Here is a 19913-nt window from a genome sequence, read left to right as displayed (position 1 = left end):
GCGGATAAAGGAAAATGAACGCTCTGTTTGTCTACGGCACGCTGCGCCCGGGCCACGCTAATGCGCATATTCTTGAAAACATCGGCGGCGAATGGCTGGCCGGTTCCGTATCCGGTACGTTTTACGAACGCGGCTGGGGTGCGGCGGCGGACTTCCCGGGGATTATCCTCCACCCCGATGGACCGTGTGTCGAAGGCTATCTGTTTATCTCTGATAACCTTCCCGCACACTGGCAGATGCTCGATGAATTTGAAGACGGCTATGACCGGGTTGAGGTCACAGTGACCACCCTTAAAGGTGGGCAGGTTAAGGCCTGGATTTATCAGCTACAGCCGCGCTCTGAATCATAAAAAAAGGCTCTCTGTCACCAGAGAGCCTTTTTCACTATCCTCTGCGATTACTCGCTTTTTGCTTCGGCGTTTTTAATTTCGCCCATCACTTTCAGCTTCTTGGAGATGTCGCGACGCTCTTTGGACAGCTCAGCGTTTTTGATGATGTAGTCATCAACGCGGTCTTCATAGTCGCTCTTCATGCTGGCGATGATGCCCTGAATAGCTTCAACGCTCATGCCTGGCTTGATGTAGTCGCTCAGGTTATCGAGCAGCAGAACACGTTTCTGGTTGTCACGGATCTTCTTCTCAACGTCCTGGATTTCACGCTGCAGCTTGTTTTTGCGGCGGAACAGGCGGACGAATTCCAGAACATCCTGGAACGAAGGCTTGGTAGTTTCCATTTTTACACCCCTGATAATGTGAGATTCGGATTCGTTAAAGCAACCGTTGTAACAATAACCTTACTGACAGCGGCTGCGAATGACAATGAGTATATCGTTTAAAGCTATCATAACCCCAATTGCTGCTGAATCGAAGCAGCAGCCGTCACATACGCCTTTTATTTGCGCAGCGCGCGGCAAATAAGGTGCGATAACAGCTCAAGCTGCCGCGCCAGTTCCAGGCTCAGCCAGACGTAGCCATGAATAGGCGTTTCCGCCACGTTATCGCCCTGGCGTTCATTGATTAACTGCTTCAGCTCCGCGACGATCTCATTCAGCCGCTCGCTGTTGGCCAGTATCGGCTGCGGGTTCCCTTCATAGAGCGCATGAGCGATGGTCAACAGCGTTTGCTGCGTCATCTGCTGGGTCTCTTTGAGGGTCTGCGCGTTAAGCATCAGCAGATGGCTTGGACGCGAGGCCCAGTGGGCATTGATTTGCAGTTCAAGCATGCAGACCAGATTGCGGCTTACCGTCTGGATGGCTTCGAAAATCGCTTTCTGAATATGGGTTTCTTTGCTGGCGGGCGCGATCAGGCCGCGCATTTTAACCACGTCGTTGAGGATCGTTTGCAGATGTTTTTCCAGCCGGGGACGCTCAACCAGATTCGGGGAAAAACCGGCCTGATAGACGCGGTTAAAGGCGGTGACGTAGTTAGCCATCTGAATACGCCAGTGCAGAAAAGCACGCTGCGGCCAGATACCAGTGAAGAGCATGGCCAGCAGTGACCCCAGGATGACATCCCCGCTTCGCCACAGCGCCGTGGTCATATCCCCGGCGGGCGCACCGACAACCACCGCGAGAGTAATACCAATCAGCAGCGCCTGATAAGGCCGCTTGCCCAACGCCAGCCAGCCGCAGAGGAACATGGCAGCACCGCACCACGCCAGCATCACGGGAAAGGAGATGAGTTCCAGCTTCAGGGCAATAAGCCCCAGGGCAGATCCAAGAACGGTACCGCCTATCCGCTCGAAGGCGCGAGGAACAACGTTCCCCCAGAATGAGATAGGCCCCATCACCACCACCAGCGTGATCAGTGGCCACGTTCCCTCCGGTACATCCAGCAACCGGACCAGTACAAAGGTCAATACGAAAGCCAGCGCGATGCGACTCCCGTGCACCACGCGGTAATGTTTGTACAAGCGAATTTCAAATGGGGTTAATGATTTGTCGGGACGCACACCCGCTCTCCAGCAACACGGCAAATCACAATTGTACTGTGTTTTCAGCCGGGCGGATCGCACCCGGCTGAAAAACCCTTCATATTGCAGGCTTAAACCGTTTTGTGCTCTACCGCGATATACATTTCAATGTCCCAATAGCCGTCCGCATTGCCGTCGTTAAGATAGCGTTCGAAGCAGGGTTTGAGCGCCATCTGGTATTTACTGTCCTGCAATAAAGAATTGAAGAACTGATACCACGGCGTCGCAAAGTCGTAGTTTTCCACGCGCGCCGTCGCTACGGCGTAATCCCCGCCAGCGATTTCCGTCATCATGACGCCTTCGCTGTTTTCCGGGATAACGAAATCATCCGGTACCGTAACGGCCGTATCGCAGCGCAGTTTTTCTGCCGGGACCTCATCGGGGTTATCGTAGTAGACCGCAACCCATTCCAGCGGCTCAATGTGACGCCCGTCCACCCACATAACCAGCTGTTCAAAGCCCTGCTTAACCGTTTTTTCCCACGGCCCAACAAGATGAAAACCCGCAATCTTACGTTTCTGTTGCTGCTTGATGCTGTAGTCCATGCTGCCTCCGTTTATTACTGTATATTTATACACTATAAAGCTGGATTACTATTATCGGCAAACGAGGAGTGTTTATTATGTGAGCAGACTCGCAACCCTGCCAGTCTGCCCATCAGCGGTTAAAGCGTGTGGTGCAGATAATCGCTCAGGCGTGAGAATACGCCTCCCTTATCAACGGCTTCCAGAGTGACCAACGGCCAGTGCGCCACGACCTTGTCGCGATCGTAGAGCTGGATCTCCCCGACCCGTTGATGCGCGGCAATCGGCGCTTCCAGCTCTTTTTTATCCAGAACGTATTTAGCCTTGATGTTCTGCACTTCCGCTTTCGGTAACGCCAGCCAGAAGTCCTGATCCGTCCCCAGATTTATCTGTTCTTTATCGCCGTACCAGATACGCTCTGTCCCCACTTTTTTACCATTATGCAGGATCTGCACCGTATCGAAGTTCTGCTGTCCCCAGTGCAGAAGCTTACGCGCCTGGTCTTCGCGCCCTTTGGGGCTGTCGGCCCCCATCACCACCGCGATTAAACGACGCTGTCCGTCAACGGCAGACGCAATCAGGTTAAAGCCCGCGCCCGAGGTGTGCCCCGTTTTCAGGCCGTCCACGTTCATGGTTTTATCCCACAGCAGGCCGTTACGGTTCTGCTGAGTGATCCCGTTCCAGGTGAGGCTCTTTTCGCTGTACATATGGTAAAAATCAGGCTCACCGTGAATGATAGCCCGGGAGAGCACGGCCAGATCGTAAGCGGAACTGTGCTGCCCTGGCGCATCCAGCCCGTGGACGGTTTCAAAGTGCGTATCGCGCAGGTTCAGCTTTTGCACGTAGTCGTTCATCATCTTCACAAACTGCGGCTGCCCGCCCGCCACGTGGTCGGCCAGCGCCACGCAGGCATCGTTGCCGGAATCGACAATCAGACCGCGGCTTAAGTCACGCACGGAGACGCGATCGCCCTCTTTCAGGAACATCAGCGACGAGCCGTCAAAAACCGGGTTGCCTTTGGCCCACGCGTCACGCCCTACGGTAACAATGTCATCCGGCGTAATACGGTGGCTGTCAATGGCCCGATCGACTACATAGCCCGTCATTAGCTTAGTGAGGCTCGCCGGATTACGTTGTTGATGTTCGTTGCCCGCCGTTAAAATTTGACCAGTCGTGTAGTCCATCAGCACCCAGGATCCCGCCTGAATGGCTGGAGGCTGCGGCGAAAAATCCAGTGGCTCAGCCGCAAAAGCAGATGAGACACTCGAAGCGAGTAAAGAAACAGCAATAAACAGACGGCGTTTCAACGGTATATCCTCAGGTCATTAAAAATCGATGACCTTTTTACGGGAGTTCTGATGTCGTTACCTGGCTTAATTGCAAAAAAATGTGACAGAACGCAGGTTTTCCGCTGAAGTTCCCTCGCAAATTTACGCCATGCCGGCGCTTTTTATTCGGTCTGACCCGCGCGATCGTTTACCATAGTGGCGTCATTTTTTAACAGGATGGTATTACTGGTGTCTGACTCTGCCGCACGCCCGACTTTTTTATTCCACGACTACGAAACCTTTGGCACGCATCCGGCGCTGGACAGACCGGCGCAATTTGCCGCCATCCGTACCGACGACGAATTCAACATCATTGGCGAGCCCGAGGTCTTTTACTGCAAACCGGCTGATGACTACCTGCCGCAGCCCGGCGCGGTGATGGTCACCGGGATCACACCGCAGGAAGCCCGGGAAAAAGGCGTTAACGAAGCAGAGTTCGCCCGCCGCATCCACGATCTGTTTACCGTTCCCAATACCTGCGTGGTTGGCTACAACAACATCCGTTTTGACGATGAAGTGACGCGCAACATCTTCTATCGAAACTTCTACGATCCGTACGCCTGGAGCTGGCAGAACCGCAATTCACGCTGGGATCTGCTCGACATTATGCGCGCCTGTTATGCCCTGCGTCCTGAAGGCATTAACTGGCCGGAAAATGAGGAAGGGCTGACGAGCTTCCGGCTGGAGCACCTGACGCGCGCCAACGGCATCGAGCACAGTAATGCCCACGATGCGATGGCGGATGTCTATGCCACCATTGCCATGGCGAAGCTGGTGAAAACTGCGCAGCCCCGGCTGTTTGAATATCTGCTTAGCCACCGCGGCAAGCAGAAGCTCATGACCCTTATCGACGTACCGCAGATGAAGCCCCTGGTGCATATCTCCGGCATGTTTGGCGCATGGCGCGGCAATACCAGCTGGGTTGCCCCGCTGGCCTGGCACCCGGATAACCGAAATGCGGTCATCATGGTGGATTTGGCGGGGGATATTTCGCCGCTGCTGGAGCTTGACAGCGATACCCTGCGCGAACGGCTTTACACCCCGAAAAATGAACTCGGGGACCTGCCTGCGGTGCCGGTCAAACTGGTGCATATCAATAAATGTCCGGTGCTGGCGCAGGCGAATACGCTGCGTCCGGAAGATGCCGACAGGCTGGGCATCAACCGTCAGCACTGTCTGGATAACCTGAAAGTGCTGCGCGATAACCCACAGGTGCGCGAGAAAGTGGTCGCTATTTTTGCCGAGGCGGAGCCGTTCGTGCCGTCCGAAAACGTGGACGCCCAGCTCTACAACGGCTTATTCAGTGATGCCGACCGAGCCGCCATGAATATTGTTCTGCAAACCGAGCCGCGTAATTTACCGGCGCTGGACATCACCTTCGCCGATAAGCGCATCGAAAAGCTGATGTTTAATTACCGGGCGCGCAACTATCCCGGCACGCTGGACGAAGCAGAACAGGCGCGCTGGCTGCAGCATCGTCGTAACGTGTTTACGCCAGAATATCTGCACAGCTACGCGCAGGAGCTGGAGATGCTTTACGGCCAGTACGAAGGGAATACAGAGAAGCAGACGCTGCTGAAAGCGTTGTTCCAGTACGCGCAAGAGATAGTGTGAAATTCAGATATAAAAAAACCGGAGCCTTTGAACTCCGGTTTTTTTCGCCCGTTGGCGCTGCGCTTACGCGACGTCTTCGTACTGAGGAACCGGGTTACGGAAGCTCTTCGTGACGCAAGCCAGGTAAACCAGACCGATACCAGCCCAAATCAGGCCAAGCACCATTGAACTCTCTTCCAGGTTAACCCACAGCGCGCCCACGGTCAGGGCACCGCACATCGGCAGGAACAGATACTGGAAGTGATCTTTCAGCGTCTTGTTACGCTTTTCACGGATCCAGAACTGAGAGATAACCGACAGGTTAACAAAGGTGAACGCCACCAGCGCACCGAAGTTAATCAGCGCCGTTGCCATCACCAGGTCAAAGTTAATCGCCAGCAGCGCAATAGCACCGACCAGGATGATGTTCATCGCCGGGGTACGCCATGTTGGATGAACATAACCGAAGAAGCTTTTCGGGAATACGCCATCGCGGCCCATTACGTACATCAGACGCGCAACGCCTGCATGCGCGGCCATACCGGACGCCAGTACGGTGATGGTGGAGAAGATCAGCGCGCCGACCTGGAACGCTTTACCCGCCACATACAGCATAATTTCCGGCTGAGATGCATCCGGATCCTTGAAGCGAGAGATATCCGGGAAGTACAGCTGCAGGAAATAGGTCGAGAAAATAAAGATCAGACCGCCAATCAGCGCCGTCAGGAAAATAGCACGCGGAATCACGCGCTCTGCATCTTTGGTTTCTTCAGACAGGTTGCTGATCCCATCAAAACCGGTAAAGGAGAAGCACAGAATGGTTGCCCCGGTAATCATTGGGATCACATGGGCATCACCAGACCAGAACGGCTTGCTGCTCGCCAGTGTGCCCGCGCCTTCGCCATGGAACACGCCGTAAATGACCATGCCAAGAATAACGGCAATCAGGACAACCTGAAGCACGACAATTACGGAGTTAAAGTTGGCAACGGACTTGATGCTGCGCAGGTTAAAGGCAGTCATAAAGGCTACCAGCGCCACGACGAACATCCAGGAGGGAATCGACGGCACCAGCGCTTCAAAATAAATTTTTGCCAGCAGAATGTTGATCATCGGCGCGAACAGATAGTCGAGCAGCGACGACCAGCCCACCATAAAGCCAACCGTCGGGCTGATGGATTTCTGGGCATAGGTGTAGGCGGAACCGGCAGACGGATAGCGACGCACCAGTTTACCGTAGCTCAGCGCGGTGAACAGGATCGCAATCAGCGCGAAGCCGTATGCCGTCGGCACATGACCGTCTGTGAGGCCTGATACGATACCGAATGTATCGAACAGCGTCATCGGTTGCATATAGGCCAGGCCCATCATAACAACCGGAATCAACGTAAGCGTTTTACGTAATTCCACGCGAGAGGTGTTTGGAGTTGCGTTATGCGACATAGTTATTCTCCTTTACGGTGATAACCGCCACGTAAGCGAAAAATTGCCCCATTTCTTTCTTCCTCAGCGACAACAACTGTCGGATTTTAGTAAATATCTATCCGGTACGAAGCCCGGCCTCTTGGTTTTTAGTTTCGTTTCGTACATGCAAAAAAAAATAACCGACGCCTTTTATATCGTCGATTATTCATTTGGTTGCAGCGGCGGCATTTTGCCCCACATCGGATACAAAAGGCAATACTTTGCAACGCACCGGGTAATTTTCTTTTTGCTAACTGGCTGATTTCTCGACGCTACCCTGAGAGTAAACGTCGGCGATAGCACTATTTGCTAAAATTTCGTCCCGCCACCAGGCGCTGGCCAGCCCGGCGGTTTGTTCGTTCCAGCCCACCCATACCGACTCGTTACTGCTTTGAGCAAGTACCTGTTTTTCAACAAGCGCACCGCTGTCAATAAAGCGCTGCGCCAGATAGCGGGGTAAATAGCCACAGCCCAGACCGCTAATTTGCAGTTCCAGCTTGGTTTTAAAGTCAAAAACGGTGATGGCCTCCTGCTCATCCAGCAATTGCGAGGAAACCGCACATTCCGCGCGCGAGCTGTCCCCCACGACAATCGCGCGGTAGCCCTTTATGACGCGACGGTTAAGAGGCTCAGGTTCCTGAGCCAGCGGATGATGGGGCGCCACGGCAAATACCTGCTCCAGCACGCCGAGACGGGCAAAACCAAATTCGCTCAGCTGAGGAGGCTCATGCAGTGCACCGACAAAAATGTCCGCCCTGCCCTGCGTTAAGGCATCCCAGGAACCGCCCAGCACGCCGTTGATGAAAATCAGCCTGGTGACGCTGTGATGCTGGTAAAACGTTTCAATCAGCGGCGTCAGGAGAGAAAATGGAAAGGTGTCATCCACGCCAATCACCAGCTCGTTCTCCCATCCCTGATGGAGCTTGACGGCCTGCTTTTCCAGCTCGCGAACGGTATGCAGAACGTCACGGCCTTTTTCCAGCAGCATCTGTCCGGTGCGGGTAAAACGGGCGCGGTGCCCGGTGCGATCGAGGATCTGGATATTGAGATCGCTTTCCAGTTTTTGAACGGTGTAGCTCAACGCCGAAGGGGTTTTGTAGAGCTTTGCCGAGGCTGCCGCAAAGCTTCCCTCTTTTTCCAGTGCATCCAGAATAATAAGAACATCCAGCAGCGGTTTCATGCTCGCCCCCTTCTGGTGTGCGATTGTCTCCGCTGCGGGACTTATTCCATGGGCATCACCAGCGGATCGGGATACTGATACTCAAACCCCAGCTCATGACAAATGCGATTGCCATCAACAATTTTGCCTTTACTGTCATCCTTTGCCTCACCGAAAACCGGCGCCGCCAGGCCCAGCTGACGTGCCATCAGCGGGTAAAACGTGCTGCGCGCCGGATGAGACGGTGCACATATATTATAGATGTGTCCGCCTTTTGGAGCCTGTAAGAGTAGCTCAATCGCGCCAATAACATCCTCCAGATGGACAAGATTCACGCCATGCTGACCGTCGGGCGCCGTCTTTCCGGCGAAGAAGCGTCCCGGATGGCGACCAGGGCCCACCAGCCCCGCCAGACGAACGATATCGACCTGCGTGCCGGGAAGATTATGCAGCCAGTCTTCCAGCTCTTTCAGGACCTGACCGCTCGCGGTAACGGGACGGCGCTCGGAACCCTCTTTCACTACGCCCTCAGCATCGCCATAGACCGACGTCGAGCTGGTAAAAATAATGCGCGGAACGTGATGCGCCAGCGCGCTGTCGACAATCTCCTGCATCGCCTGCAGATAAAATGATTCACCCGGGCCACTGCGCCGCGCGGGTAGCGTTATCACCAGCGCATCCACGTTCATCAACGTGTCCAAATCGTCCGCATCACACACCAGTTCCGGTTCCAGACGCAGTTCAACGCCATCAATACCGCACATTCGCGCCGCTTCGACCCCGTCTCGGGTGGTCTTGCTCCCGGTCACCTGCCAGCCTTTCGCGGCTAATGACATCGCCAGCGGCATTCCCAGCCATCCTAAACCGACAATCGCGACCTTTTTCATGCGAATTCTCCTGACTCTCACTCGTCTTTCATAAGGCTACGCCAGCCCGGCAGAACACACAATTCATAGCATCAATATGAAATGAATTAATGATCAAAAAAAGCCCTTGCAATATGTCGTACAACTGGTTTAGGTTAAAAGACATCAAATGAATAAGCATTCATCGAGAATTTATATGACACGCGTTCAATTTAAACACCACCATCATCACCATCATCCTGACTAGTCTTTCAGGCGATGTGTGCTGGAAGACGTTTGGATCTTCCAGTGGTGCATGAACGCATGAAAAAGCCCCCGGAAGATCTTCTTCCGGGGGCTTTTTTTTGGACCGAATTCAGACAGGTTAAAACAGGTTAACGAGGAATAAAGAATGTTAGATAACTCACGCTTACGCATAGCTATTCAAAAATCAGGCCGTTTGAGCGACGACTCACGCGAACTGCTGGCCCGCTGCGGGATTAAAATTAACCTGCACACCCAGCGCCTGATTGCTCTGGCTGAAAACATGCCCATCGACATTCTGCGCGTGCGTGATGACGATATTCCCGGCCTGGTCATGGATGGTGTCGTTGACCTCGGCATCATCGGTGAAAACGTGCTGGAAGAAGAGCTGCTGACCCGCCGCGCGCAGGGCGAAGATCCGCGTTACTTCACCCTGCGTCGTCTGGACTTCGGCGGCTGCCGCCTGTCGCTGGCAACACCGGTTGATGAAGCGTGGGACGGCCCGGCCGCGCTGAACGGCAAACGTATCGCCACCTCCTATCCTCACCTGTTGAAGCGCTATCTCGACCAGAAAGGCGTGCAGTTTAAGTCCTGCCTGCTGAACGGCTCCGTTGAAGTGGCACCGCGCGCGGGTCTGGCAGACGCCATCTGTGACCTCGTCTCTACCGGCGCGACGCTGGAAGCGAACGGTTTGCGCGAAGTGGAAGTGATCTACCGCTCTAAAGCGTGCCTGATTCAGCGCGATGGCGAGATGGCCGACGCCAAGCAGCAGCTGATCGACAAACTGCTGACCCGCATTCAGGGCGTCATTCAGGCGCGCGAATCCAAATACATCATGATGCACGCCCCAACCGAACGTCTGGAAGAGGTCATTGCTCTGCTACCGGGCGCTGAGCGCCCAACCATCCTGCCGCTGGCAGGCGATCAGCAGCGCGTGGCGATGCACATGGTGAGCAGCGAAACCCTGTTCTGGGAAACCATGGAAAAACTGAAGGCGCTGGGCGCAAGCTCCATTCTGGTGCTGCCTATTGAGAAGATGATGGAGTAATGGCCATGAGCTTTAACACAATCATCGACTGGAATACCTGTAGCGACGCACAGCAGCGCGAGCTGCTGATGCGCCCGGCAATTTCCGCCTCAGAAAGCATCTCACGCACCGTGGCGGAGATCCTGGACAACGTCAAAGCCCGTGGCGATGACGCGCTGCGTGAATACAGTGCAAAATTTGATAAGACGGAAGTCGGCGCATTACGGGTAACCGAGCAGGAAATAATTGACGCCAGCAACCGTCTGGGTGACGACATCAAACAGGCGATGGCCGTCGCGGTGAAAAATATTGATACCTTCCACACCGCGCAAAAGCTACAGACCGTGGATGTCGAAACCCTGCCCGGCGTGCGTTGCCAGCAGGTCACGCGCCCGGTTGCATCAGTGGGGCTATATATCCCCGGCGGTTCAGCGCCGCTGTTCTCGACCGTATTAATGCTCGCCACGCCGGCGCGTATCGCCGGATGCCAGAAAGTGGTGCTTTGCTCACCACCACCCATTGCCGACGAAATCCTTTATGCGGCGAAGCTGTGCGGGGTGCAGGCGATCTATAAAGTGGGCGGTGCACAGGCGATTTCTGCCCTGGCATTCGGGACTGAATCCATTCCGAAGGTCGACAAAATCTTTGGCCCTGGCAATGCGTACGTGACCGAAGCCAAGCGCCAGGTCAGCCAGCGTCTGGACGGCGCGGCCATCGATATGCCTGCCGGTCCGTCTGAAGTGCTGGTCATTGCCGACAGCGGCGCAACGCCTGACTTCGTGGCCTCCGACCTGCTTTCACAGGCGGAACACGGCCCGGACTCGCAGGTGATCCTGCTGACGCCGGATGCCGATATGGCGAAACGCGTGGGTGAAGCCGTCGAGCGCCAGCTTGCCGACCTGCCCCGCGCCGACACGGCACGCCAGGCGCTCGCGGCCAGCCGCCTGATTGTGGCGCGCGATCTGGCGCAGTGCATTGCCATTTCCAACCAGTACGGCCCGGAGCACCTGATTATTCAGACCCGCAGCGCGCGCGATCTGGTCGACAGCATCACCAGCGCCGGCTCGGTGTTCCTCGGCGACTGGTCACCGGAATCCGCGGGGGATTACGCCTCCGGCACTAACCACGTGCTGCCGACGTACGGCTATACCTCTACCTGCTCCAGCCTTGGCCTGGCGGATTTCCAGAAACGCATGACCGTGCAGGAACTCTCCCGCGAAGGGTTTGCCTCGCTGGCTTCTACTATTGAAACCCTGGCCACCGCCGAGCGACTGACCGCCCACAAAAATGCCGTGACGCTGCGCGTTGCAGCCCTGAAGGAGCAAGCATGAACATTGAAGAGTTAGCCCGCGAAAATGTCCGTCGCCTGACGCCTTACCAGTCTGCGCGTCGTCTGGGCGGAAACGGGGACGTCTGGCTGAACGCCAACGAATTCCCGACTGCGGTGCAGTTTGAGCTGTCGCAGCAGACGCTGAACCGCTATCCGGAGTGTCAGCCGAAGGCGGTTATCGAAAACTACGCGCAGTACGCGGGCGTGAAGCCGGAGCAGGTGCTGGTCAGCCGCGGCGCGGATGAGGGCATTGAGCTGCTGATCCGCGCGTTCTGCGAGCCGGGCAAAGACGCGGTGATGTACTGCCAGCCTACTTACGGCATGTACAGCGTCAGCGCCGAAACCTTCGGCGTGGCGTGCCGCAACGTGCAGGCGCTGGAGAACTGGCAGCTCGATTTGCAGGGCATTGCCGACAATCTCGATGGCGTGAAGGTTGTCTTCGTCTGCAGCCCAAATAACCCAACCGGGCAGATTATCAACCCGCAGGATATTCGCACCCTGCTGGAGATGACGCGCGGTAAAGCCCTGGTGGTCGCGGATGAAGCCTATATTGAGTTCTGTCCGCAGGCAACGCTGGCAGGCTGGCTGAAAGAGTATCCGCACCTGGTCGTGCTGCGCACGCTGTCGAAAGCCTTTGCCCTTGCAGGTCTGCGCTGCGGATTCACGCTGGCGAATAAAGAGGTTATCGACCTGCTGCTGAAAGTGATCGCCCCGTACCCGCTCTCGACGCCGGTTGCCGATATTGCGGCACAGGCGCTGACGCCTCAGGGGATCAACGCAATGCGCGAGCGCGTGGCGCAGATCCTGGAAGAGCGCCAGTACCTGGTGACAGCCCTGAAGGATATTCCCTGCGTGGAGCAGGTGTTCGACTCGGAAACCAACTATATCCTGGCGCGCTTCACTGCCTCCAGTGCCGTATTTAAATCTTTGTGGGATCAGGGCATTATCTTACGAGACCAGAATAAACAACCTTCCCTGAGCGGATGCCTGCGCATTACCGTTGGCACCCGCGCAGAGAGCCAGCGCGTGATTGACGCCCTGAAAGCGGAGAAAGTATGACCCAGAAGATCCTTTTCATCGATCGTGACGGCACCCTTATTTCGGAGCCACCAGCCGATTTTCAGGTCGATCGATTCGACAAACTGGCTTTTGAACCGGACGTGATCCCGGTGCTACTTAAGCTACAGAAAGCCGGATTTAAGCTGGTGATGATCACCAATCAGGACGGTCTGGGTACTGACAGCTTCCCGCAGGCGGACTTTGACGGTCCGCATAATCTGATGATGCAGGTGCTGACCTCTCAGGGCGTGGTGTTTGATGAGGTGCTGATTTGCCCGCACATGCCGGCCGACGAGTGCGACTGCCGTAAGCCAAAGGTGAAGCTGGTTGAGCGCTATCTGGCTGAAGATGCGCTGGATAAAACCAACAGCTACGTCATCGGCGACCGCATTACCGATATCACGCTGGCGGAAAACATGGGCATCCCGGGGCTGCGCTACGATCGTAACGACCTTAACTGGGCAAAGATTGGCGAGCAACTGACAAAACGCGACCGTTATTCCCACGTTGAGCGTAACACCAAAGAGACGCAGATTGATGTGAAGGTCTGGCTGGACCGTGAAGGCGGCAGCAAGATCCACACCGGCGTCGGTTTCTTTGACCACATGCTGGACCAGATTGCCACCCACGGCGGTTTCCGCATGGAAATAGCGGTGAAGGGCGACCTTTACATTGACGATCACCACACAGTGGAAGATACCGGCCTGGCGCTGGGTGAAGCCCTGAAGCTGGCGCTCGGCGACAAGCGCGGCATCAACCGTTTCGGCTTCGTCCTGCCGATGGACGAGTGCCTGGCGCGCTGCGCCATGGACATTTCAGGTCGTCCGCACCTGGAATATAAAGCTGATTTCACCTACCAGCGTGTGGGCGATCTCAGCACCGAAATGGTGGAGCACTTCTTCCGTTCATTGTCCTACACCATGGGCCTGACGCTGCATCTGAAGACCAAGGGCAAAAACGATCACCACCGCGTGGAGAGCCTGTTTAAAGCCTTTGGCCGTACGCTGCGCCAGGCGATCCGCGTGGAAGGCGATGCCCTTCCCTCATCAAAAGGAGTGCTGTAATGAACGTGGTGATTCTGGATACCGGATGCGCCAACCTCAACTCCGTAAAATCGGCCATTGCGCGCCACGGCTATGAGCCGGTGGTAAGCCGCGATCCGGACGTTGTCTTGCGCGCCGATAAGTTATTCCTGCCGGGCGTTGGCACCGCGCAGGCCGCGATGGATCAGATTCGCGAACGCGAGTTGGTCGATCTGATCAAAGCCTGTACCCAGCCGGTGCTGGGCATTTGCCTGGGCATGCAGCTCCTGGGCCGCCGCAGCGAAGAGAGCAACGGCGTTGACCTGCTGGGCATTATTGACGAAGACGTACCGAAAATGACCGACCACGGTCTGCCTCTGCCGCATATGGGCTGGAACCGCGTTTACGCCAAAGCGGGCGACCGGTTGTTTCGCGGCATCGAAGACGGCGCGTACTTTTACTTCGTGCACAGCTACGCCATGCCCGTAAACGCCAATACCATCGCCCAGTGCAATTATGGCGAGGCGTTTACTGCGGCGGTACAGAAAGACAATTTCTTCGGCGTGCAGTTTCACCCGGAGCGCTCTGGTGCCGCGGGTGCGCAGCTGCTGAAAAACTTCCTGGAGATGTGATGATTATTCCCGCTTTAGATTTAATTGACGGCACGGTTGTCCGTCTCCACCAGGGCGATTACGGCCAGCAGCGAGACTACGGAAACGACCCGCTGCCGCGTCTGCAGGATTATGCCGCTCAGGGTGCACTGGTGCTGCATCTGGTGGATTTAACGGGTGCGAAAGACCCGGCGAAGCGCCAGATCCCGCTGCTTAAACAGCTTGTTGCTGGTGTTAACGTGCCCGTACAGGTCGGCGGCGGCGTGCGTACGGAAGATGACGTCGCCTCGCTGCTGGACGCTGGCGTAGCCCGCGTGGTGGTAGGGTCAACTGCCGTGAAAGATCCTGACACGGTGAAAGGCTGGTTCCGTCGCTTTGGCGCCGACGCCCTTGTACTGGCGCTGGACGTGCGCATTGACGAGCAGGGTAAAAAGCAGGTTGCCGTCAGCGGCTGGCAGGAAAACTCCGGCGTGACGCTGGAAGAGCTGGTCGATATCTATCTGCCCGTTGGCCTGAAGCACGTACTGTGCACGGATATCTCCCGCGACGGAACGCTGGCGGGCTCCAACGTCTCGCTGTATGAAGAGGTCTGCGCGCGTTATCCGCAGGTTGCGTTCCAGTCTTCTGGCGGTATCGGTGATATAGACGACGTGGCCGCGCTGCGCGGTACAGGTGTACAGGGTGTGATTGTGGGCCGGGCCCTGCTGGAAGGTAAATTTACTGTGACGGAGGCGATTCAATGCTGGCAAAACGGATAATCCCTTGCCTGGACGTACGCGATGGTCAGGTCGTGAAAGGCGTACAGTTCCGCAACCACGAAATCATTGGCGACATCGTTCCGTTGGCAAAACGCTATGCCGATGAAGGCGCAGACGAGCTGGTCTTTTATGATATCACCGCTTCCAGCGATGGCCGCGTGGTCGACAAAAGCTGGGTGGCGCGCGTGGCGGAAGTGATCGACATTCCGTTCTGCGTAGCGGGCGGGATTAAGTCCGCTGACGACGCTGCCAAAATTCTCTCTTTTGGGGCCGACAAGATTTCCATCAACTCCCCTGCTCTGGCCGAGCCAGAGTTGATTACACGCCTGGCCGATCGCTTTGGCGTGCAGTGTATTGTGGTTGGAATCGACACCTGGTATGACGCCGCAACGGGCAAGTACCACGTCAACCAGTACACCGGCGATGAAAGTCGTACCCGCGTCACCCAGTGGGAAACGCTCGACTGGGTGCAGGAAGTGCAAAAGCGTGGCGCAGGCGAGATTGTTCTCAATATGATGAACCAGGATGGCGTGCGTAACGGGTATGACCTCGAGCAGCTAAAAAAAGTGCGCGCGGTCTGCCACGTTCCGCTGATTGCCTCCGGCGGCGCGGGCACCATGGAGCATTTCCTGGAAGCCTTCCGCGATGCGAACGTGGACGGTGCCCTTGCCGCCTCCGTGTTTCACAAGCAGATTATCAATATTGGTGAGTTAAAAACGTACCTGGCCGACCAGGGCGTGGAGATCAGGGTATGTTAACAGAGCAACAACAGGCGCAGCTGGACTGGGAAAAAACTGACGGATTACTGCCGGTGGTTGTACAGCATGCCGTCTCGGGCGAAGTGCTGATGCTGGGTTATATGAACCAGGACGCGCTGGCAAAAACGATCGACAGCGGCAAAGTGACGTTTTTCTCGCGCACGAAGCAGCGCCTGTGGACCAAAGGGGAAACCTCGGGGCACTTCCTGAACGTGGTTAGCATGACGCCAGACTGCGATAATGACACCCTGCTGGTGCTGGTAAACCCAATCGGCCCAACCTGCCATAAGGGCACCAGCAGCTGCTTCGGCGAGACGAGTCATCAGTGGCTGTTTCTGTATCAGCTGGAGCAACTGCTGGCGGAGCGTAAATCGGCGGATCCTGAGAGTTCTTATACCGCGAAGCTGTATGCCAGCGGGACTAAGCGCATTGCGCAGAAGGTGGGAGAAGAAGGCGTTGAGACGGCGCTGGCCGCGACAGTACATGACCGGGAAGAGTTGACGAATGAAGCATCTGACTTGATGTATCACCTGCTGGTGCTGCTGCAGGATCAGGAGCTGGATTTGACGGCGGTGATTGAGAATCTTCGAAAGCGTCATAAATAAAAAAAACCGGGGATTTCCCCCGGTTTTTATGTAAATCAAGTGCTTATTTTATACTTTTGGAAAGTGTTGCGCCCCAGCACCACACCAGCACCAATCAACCCGCCCAACAATATAGCAAGAATTATAATAATGGGTTTTTTCGGGCTATCGCGATGAACAGGGAGATCCGGCTTCATTACATAACGATACACGTGGATAGTGTCCGGATTTACGTTCAGATTCTGAATGTCCAGCAAGTTTCTTTTGGTCTGATAATACGTAGCTGAGAAGGTCAGCGGGCGAGAAGCTTCATTTTCAACCATCGATTTCAGCCCGTCGCTTCCCAGTAAGAACAGCGTTTCCTGAGTCACATCCTGAGTTTGCTGAATGCGCGGCGAGGTAATTTTCGCTGCTTCAGCATTCTTGAGTGCCTCAACAATCTGTTTGATACGCAGATCTTTTTGCTCCTGAGCGACTTTCTCCTGGTTTACCAGAGAGTCGTTAAGGGTTTTAATCTGCTCCTTAATATTGTCTTTAAGGTCAACAGCAAGTTCTTTTGCTGTTTGTTCATCAACCTGTTGAATGTACTGGGCCAACTGCTTTTGTGCAGCTTCAGCTGATGTACTGGTATATGAGACACTTAACGGCAGAGATTCCCCTTTAACAGTTGGCTCAATAGTGAGTTTTTCTGGCACTTCCTGATTGTCCAGCGCCTGCGATAACGCTGAAAACGAAGAGTTAAAACGGCCAATCGCGCGCGCTTGAATGTCCAGCATTGAGGGAGACGCGCTACCGTAGAGAATGTTCAACGCGTTTGAGTAGGTTGCAATCTGGGCCGCATCAGGTTGCGCAATAATCGCCCTTGAAGTCCATTTTTCCTTTGCAAAAGAAAGATAGCCAATTGCCAGGACAATAAAAACAACAATAAAGATTGCTATCGTCCATTTCCCTCGCCACAGCTGTAGCATTAAATCAAGTAAATCAATGTGCTCAGGGTCATTGCTTCTACTAACCTGACTATTGTTATATTGCGTCATACAATCCCTAACAGATGTAAAAGGGGAACATAATTATGTTTGCATAGTTTATCTATTGCTGCGGATTTTTCTATAAGAATCCGATGAGTTATAACAGAAAGATGCGTTATGTAACTTGCTACCTTCGCGGTATCATAGACTAAATGCGATGCATAACAGCATCGGTAAGTATCTGTATTTTGAGGGAAAACATGAAATTTCTGGTAACGGGCGCAGCAGGATTTATCGGTTCGAATGTCAGTAAACGCCTCATTGAGGCCGGCCATCAGGTTGTCGGTATTGATAACCTGAATGACTACTACGATGTCAATTTGAAGCTGGCGCGTCTTGAACGGCTACAGTCTGAGCGTTTCACCTTCCACAAGATGGAATTAGCTGACCGGGAAGGGATGGCAGCGCTTTTCGCCGGTGAGAAGTTTGATCGGGTCATTCATCTGGCCGCACAGGCAGGCGTACGTTACTCCCTGGAAAATCCGCACGCGTATGCGGATGCGAACTTAATTGGCCATCTCAACGTGCTGGAAGGTTGCCGCCATAACAACGTTCAGCATCTGCTGTATGCTTCATCCAGCTCCGTATATGGCCTCAACCGCAAAATGCCTTTCTCCACTGACGACTCCGTGGATCACCCGGTTTCACTTTATGCCGCGACCAAAAAAGCCAATGAGCTTATGTCGCACACCTATTCTCATCTCTACAACCTTCCGACCACCGGGCTGCGCTTCTTTACCGTATACGGTCCGTGGGGACGCCCGGATATGGCGCTGTTTAAGTTTACTAAGGCGATGATTGAAGGCAAAAGCATCGATGTCTATAACTACGGTAAGATGAAGCGCGATTTCACCTACATCGATGATATTGCTGAAGCGATTATTCGCCTGCAGGATGTCATCCCGCAGCCTGACGCAGGCTGGACCGTTGAGACCGGCTCCCCGGCAACCAGTTCAGCACCTTACCGCGTTTACAACATCGGTAATAGCTCGCCGGTTGAACTGATGGATTACATCACCGCGCTGGAAGACGCGCTGGGCAAGAAAGCCGAGAAAAATATGCTGCCACTCCAGCCGGGCGACGTACTGGAAACCAGCGCCGACACGAAAGCGCTCTATGAGGTGATCGGTTTTAAACCGCAAACCTCAGTCAAAGACGGCGTGAAGAACTTCGTTGACTGGTACCGCGAGTTTTACAAAGTCTGAAAATAAAAAACCCGGCAAATCAGCCGGGTTTTTTCATCATGAAAGAGATTTAGTCGCTACCGAAGAGATCGCGGGTATAGACTTTGTCAGCGACGTCAGCCAGCTCTTCCGCCATGCGGTTCGAGATAATGACATCCGCTTCTTTTTTGAAGGCATCCAGATCGCGGATCACACGGGAATTGAAGAACTGATCTTCCTGCATGGCAGGCTCATAGATAATGACCTCAACGCCTTTCGCCTTGATGCGCTTCATAATCCCCTGAATGGAAGAGGCGCGGAAATTATCGGAACCGCTCTTCATGATCAGACGGTACACTCCCACCACTTTCGGCTGGCGCGCAAGGATGGAATCGGAGATGAAATCTTTACGCGTACGGTTAGCGTCAACAATCGCCGATATCAGGTTATTCGGCACGGCCTGGTAGTTTGCCAGCAGCTGCTTGGTATCTTTTGGCAGGCAATAGCCACCGTAGCCAAATGACGGGTTGTTATAGTGGTTGCCAATACGCGGGTCGAGGCAAACTCCTTCAATAATCTGGCGGGTGTTCAGCCCAAGACTTTCTGCATAGCTGTCGAGCTCATTGAAGTACGCAACTCGCATTGCCAGATAGGTGTTTGCGAAAAGCTTAATCGCCTCCGCTTCGGTGGAGTCCGTGAACAGCACCGGAATATCTTTCTTCACTGCGCCTTCCTGCAGCAGTGCGGCAAAGCGTTCAGCACGCTCAGAGCGTTCGCCAATAACGATACGCGAAGGATGCAGGTTATCGTAAAGCGCTCTCCCCTCACGCAGGAACTCTGGCGAGAAGAAGATATTATCAATACCAAACTTTTCTTTGATGGATTTGGTAAAGCCGACAGGAATGGTCGATTTAATAACCATCACCGCATCAGGATTAATCGCAATAACATCTTTGATAACCGCTTCTACGGTTGAGGTGTTGAAATAGTTGGTTTTTGGATCGTAGTCAGTAGGCGTCGCAATGATGACGTAATCCGCATCGCGGTATGCATCTTCTTTATCTGTCGTGGCGCGGAAATTCAGCGGTTTATTGCTGAGATAGTCCTGGATTTCTTTGTCGACAATCGGCGATTTCTTCTGATTGAGCATATCCACTTTGGCCTGCACGATATCCAGCGCAACCACTTCATGGTTCTGAGCAATCAGAATGCCGTTAGAAAGACCGACATACCCTGTTCCGGAAATTGTTATTTTCATTCGCTAATGACTTCTTTTAGTTAACTGTATTGATGGCCAGCAGACCATCGCGATAAACATAACTGTTGGGCTTTGTACCTCCTGACAAACAGAACTGTCAAGGCAAACCAGGAGTAATCACAACGAGCGGGACGAGATTCAGACTACTTCGAATAATGGCCGGCATT

The 19913-nt window shown here is 54.4% G+C and carries 22 protein-coding genes and 1 other annotated feature; of the genes, 12 read left to right on the top strand and 10 right to left on the bottom strand.

Annotated elements, in window-relative coordinates; all coding sequences use genetic code 11:
* Positions 1-14 precede the first annotated feature (14 nt).
* Positions 15-350, top strand: coding sequence for a gamma-glutamylcyclotransferase family protein (locus AB8818_RS20895; RefSeq protein ID WP_192984775.1), 336 nt, complete (start codon positions 15-17; stop codon positions 348-350).
* 47 nt (positions 351-397) lie between these two features.
* Here the strand turns inward: AB8818_RS20895 and AB8818_RS20890 are convergent, their stop codons facing one another.
* The 4 genes from AB8818_RS20890 to dacD all read right to left on the bottom strand — a co-directional run bounded on the left by AB8818_RS20890 (position 398) and on the right by dacD (position 3802).
* Positions 398-733: a DUF496 family protein gene (locus tag AB8818_RS20890; protein WP_010432067.1), complete on the bottom strand. Its 336-nt coding sequence runs from the start codon at positions 731-733 to the stop codon at positions 398-400.
* 158 nt (positions 734-891) lie between these two features.
* Positions 892-1950 carry an FUSC family protein gene (locus AB8818_RS20885; protein ID WP_116338869.1) on the bottom strand — a complete coding sequence of 353 codons (1059 nt, stop codon included), beginning with the start codon at positions 1948-1950 and terminating at the stop codon, positions 892-894.
* Positions 1951-2042: 92 nt separating this feature from the next.
* On the bottom strand, positions 2043-2516 hold the full coding sequence (gene sbmC / locus AB8818_RS20880; RefSeq protein WP_116338867.1) for a DNA gyrase inhibitor SbmC: 474 nt from the start codon (positions 2514-2516) through the stop codon (positions 2043-2045).
* Positions 2517-2635: 119 nt separating this feature from the next.
* Entirely contained in the window at positions 2636-3802 is a 1167-nt protein-coding gene (gene dacD / locus AB8818_RS20875; protein ID WP_116338865.1) for a serine-type D-Ala-D-Ala carboxypeptidase DacD, read from the bottom strand.
* A 198-nt stretch (positions 3803-4000) separates the two neighbouring features.
* Between dacD and sbcB the strand changes: the two genes are divergently transcribed.
* Positions 4001-5437 (top strand): exodeoxyribonuclease I, encoded by a 1437-nt coding sequence (sbcB, locus tag AB8818_RS20870; protein WP_370552289.1) that lies wholly within the window; start codon positions 4001-4003, stop codon positions 5435-5437.
* A 63-nt stretch (positions 5438-5500) separates the two neighbouring features.
* On the opposite strand, the gene plaP is transcribed toward sbcB, so the two are convergent.
* The 4 genes from plaP to AB8818_RS20850 all read right to left on the bottom strand — a co-directional run bounded on the left by plaP (position 5501) and on the right by AB8818_RS20850 (position 8926).
* On the bottom strand, positions 5501-6859 hold the full coding sequence (gene plaP, locus AB8818_RS20865; RefSeq protein WP_008499462.1) for a putrescine/proton symporter PlaP: 1359 nt from the start codon (positions 6857-6859) through the stop codon (positions 5501-5503).
* Positions 6849-6911, bottom strand: a complete 63-nt coding sequence (gene yoeI / locus AB8818_RS20860) for a membrane protein YoeI (RefSeq protein ID WP_099458931.1) — start codon at positions 6909-6911, stop codon at positions 6849-6851. Before yoeI ends, plaP begins: the two co-directional genes overlap by 11 nt.
* A 219-nt stretch (positions 6912-7130) precedes the next feature.
* Positions 7131-8060: a LysR substrate-binding domain-containing protein gene (locus AB8818_RS20855; RefSeq protein WP_163329803.1), complete on the bottom strand. Its 930-nt coding sequence runs from the start codon at positions 8058-8060 to the stop codon at positions 7131-7133.
* A gap of 41 nt (positions 8061-8101) precedes the next feature.
* Positions 8102-8926: an SDR family oxidoreductase gene (locus AB8818_RS20850; RefSeq protein WP_116338859.1), complete on the bottom strand. Its 825-nt coding sequence runs from the start codon at positions 8924-8926 to the stop codon at positions 8102-8104.
* A gap of 175 nt (positions 8927-9101) precedes the next feature.
* Here AB8818_RS20850 and hisL point away from each other — a divergent pair, with 175 nt between their 5' ends.
* The 9 genes from hisL to hisIE all read left to right on the top strand — a co-directional run bounded on the left by hisL (position 9102) and on the right by hisIE (position 16318).
* Entirely contained in the window at positions 9102-9152 is a 51-nt protein-coding gene (hisL, locus tag AB8818_RS20845) for a his operon leader peptide (RefSeq protein WP_001364200.1), read from the top strand.
* Positions 9128-9251, top strand: a sequence feature (His leader region). Its footprint overlaps the gene before it by 25 nt.
* A gap of 45 nt (positions 9252-9296) precedes the next feature.
* Positions 9297-10196 (top strand): ATP phosphoribosyltransferase, encoded by a 900-nt coding sequence (gene hisG, locus AB8818_RS20840; protein WP_003859492.1) that lies wholly within the window; start codon positions 9297-9299, stop codon positions 10194-10196.
* A gap of 5 nt (positions 10197-10201) precedes the next feature.
* Positions 10202-11506 carry a histidinol dehydrogenase gene (gene hisD, locus AB8818_RS20835; protein ID WP_192984773.1) on the top strand — a complete coding sequence of 435 codons (1305 nt, stop codon included), beginning with the start codon at positions 10202-10204 and terminating at the stop codon, positions 11504-11506.
* Entirely contained in the window at positions 11503-12564 is a 1062-nt protein-coding gene (gene hisC, locus AB8818_RS20830) for a histidinol-phosphate transaminase (RefSeq protein WP_163329800.1), read from the top strand. Before hisD ends, hisC begins: the two co-directional genes overlap by 4 nt.
* Positions 12561-13628 (top strand): bifunctional histidinol-phosphatase/imidazoleglycerol-phosphate dehydratase HisB, encoded by a 1068-nt coding sequence (gene hisB, locus AB8818_RS20825; RefSeq protein ID WP_192984771.1) that lies wholly within the window; start codon positions 12561-12563, stop codon positions 13626-13628. Before hisC ends, hisB begins: the two co-directional genes overlap by 4 nt.
* Positions 13628-14218, top strand: coding sequence for an imidazole glycerol phosphate synthase subunit HisH (hisH, locus tag AB8818_RS20820; RefSeq protein ID WP_116338853.1), 591 nt, complete (start codon positions 13628-13630; stop codon positions 14216-14218). Before hisB ends, hisH begins: the two co-directional genes overlap by 1 nt.
* Positions 14218-14955, top strand: coding sequence for a 1-(5-phosphoribosyl)-5-[(5-phosphoribosylamino)methylideneamino]imidazole-4-carboxamide isomerase (hisA, locus tag AB8818_RS20815; RefSeq protein WP_116338851.1), 738 nt, complete (start codon positions 14218-14220; stop codon positions 14953-14955). The genes hisH and hisA overlap by 1 nt, the downstream gene beginning before the upstream one ends.
* Positions 14937-15713 carry an imidazole glycerol phosphate synthase subunit HisF gene (gene hisF, locus AB8818_RS20810; RefSeq protein ID WP_116338849.1) on the top strand — a complete coding sequence of 259 codons (777 nt, stop codon included), beginning with the start codon at positions 14937-14939 and terminating at the stop codon, positions 15711-15713. Before hisA ends, hisF begins: the two co-directional genes overlap by 19 nt.
* Positions 15707-16318 (top strand): bifunctional phosphoribosyl-AMP cyclohydrolase/phosphoribosyl-ATP diphosphatase HisIE, encoded by a 612-nt coding sequence (hisIE, locus tag AB8818_RS20805; RefSeq protein WP_163329797.1) that lies wholly within the window; start codon positions 15707-15709, stop codon positions 16316-16318. The genes hisF and hisIE overlap by 7 nt, the downstream gene beginning before the upstream one ends.
* 35 nt (positions 16319-16353) lie before the next feature.
* Here the strand turns inward: hisIE and wzzB are convergent, their stop codons facing one another.
* On the bottom strand, positions 16354-17334 hold the full coding sequence (wzzB, locus tag AB8818_RS20800) for an LPS O-antigen chain length determinant protein WzzB (RefSeq protein WP_116338845.1): 981 nt from the start codon (positions 17332-17334) through the stop codon (positions 16354-16356).
* A 191-nt stretch (positions 17335-17525) separates the two neighbouring features.
* Between wzzB and AB8818_RS20795 the strand changes: the two genes are divergently transcribed.
* Positions 17526-18530 (top strand): NAD-dependent epimerase, encoded by a 1005-nt coding sequence (locus AB8818_RS20795; RefSeq protein WP_116338843.1) that lies wholly within the window; start codon positions 17526-17528, stop codon positions 18528-18530.
* A gap of 49 nt (positions 18531-18579) precedes the next feature.
* Here AB8818_RS20795 and ugd read toward each other — a convergent pair whose 3' ends face one another.
* Positions 18580-19746 carry a UDP-glucose 6-dehydrogenase gene (gene ugd, locus AB8818_RS20790; RefSeq protein ID WP_063409310.1) on the bottom strand — a complete coding sequence of 389 codons (1167 nt, stop codon included), beginning with the start codon at positions 19744-19746 and terminating at the stop codon, positions 18580-18582.
* Positions 19747-19913 lie beyond the last annotated feature (167 nt).

This window comes from Enterobacter sp. KB-280D8 (assembly GCF_041399405.1).
In the GTDB taxonomy this organism is placed as follows: Bacteria; Pseudomonadota; Gammaproteobacteria; order Enterobacterales; family Enterobacteriaceae; genus Enterobacter; species Enterobacter cloacae_N.
Note: the sequence above shows the minus strand (reverse complement) of the source record. Positions and strands in the feature narration are given on the sequence as shown.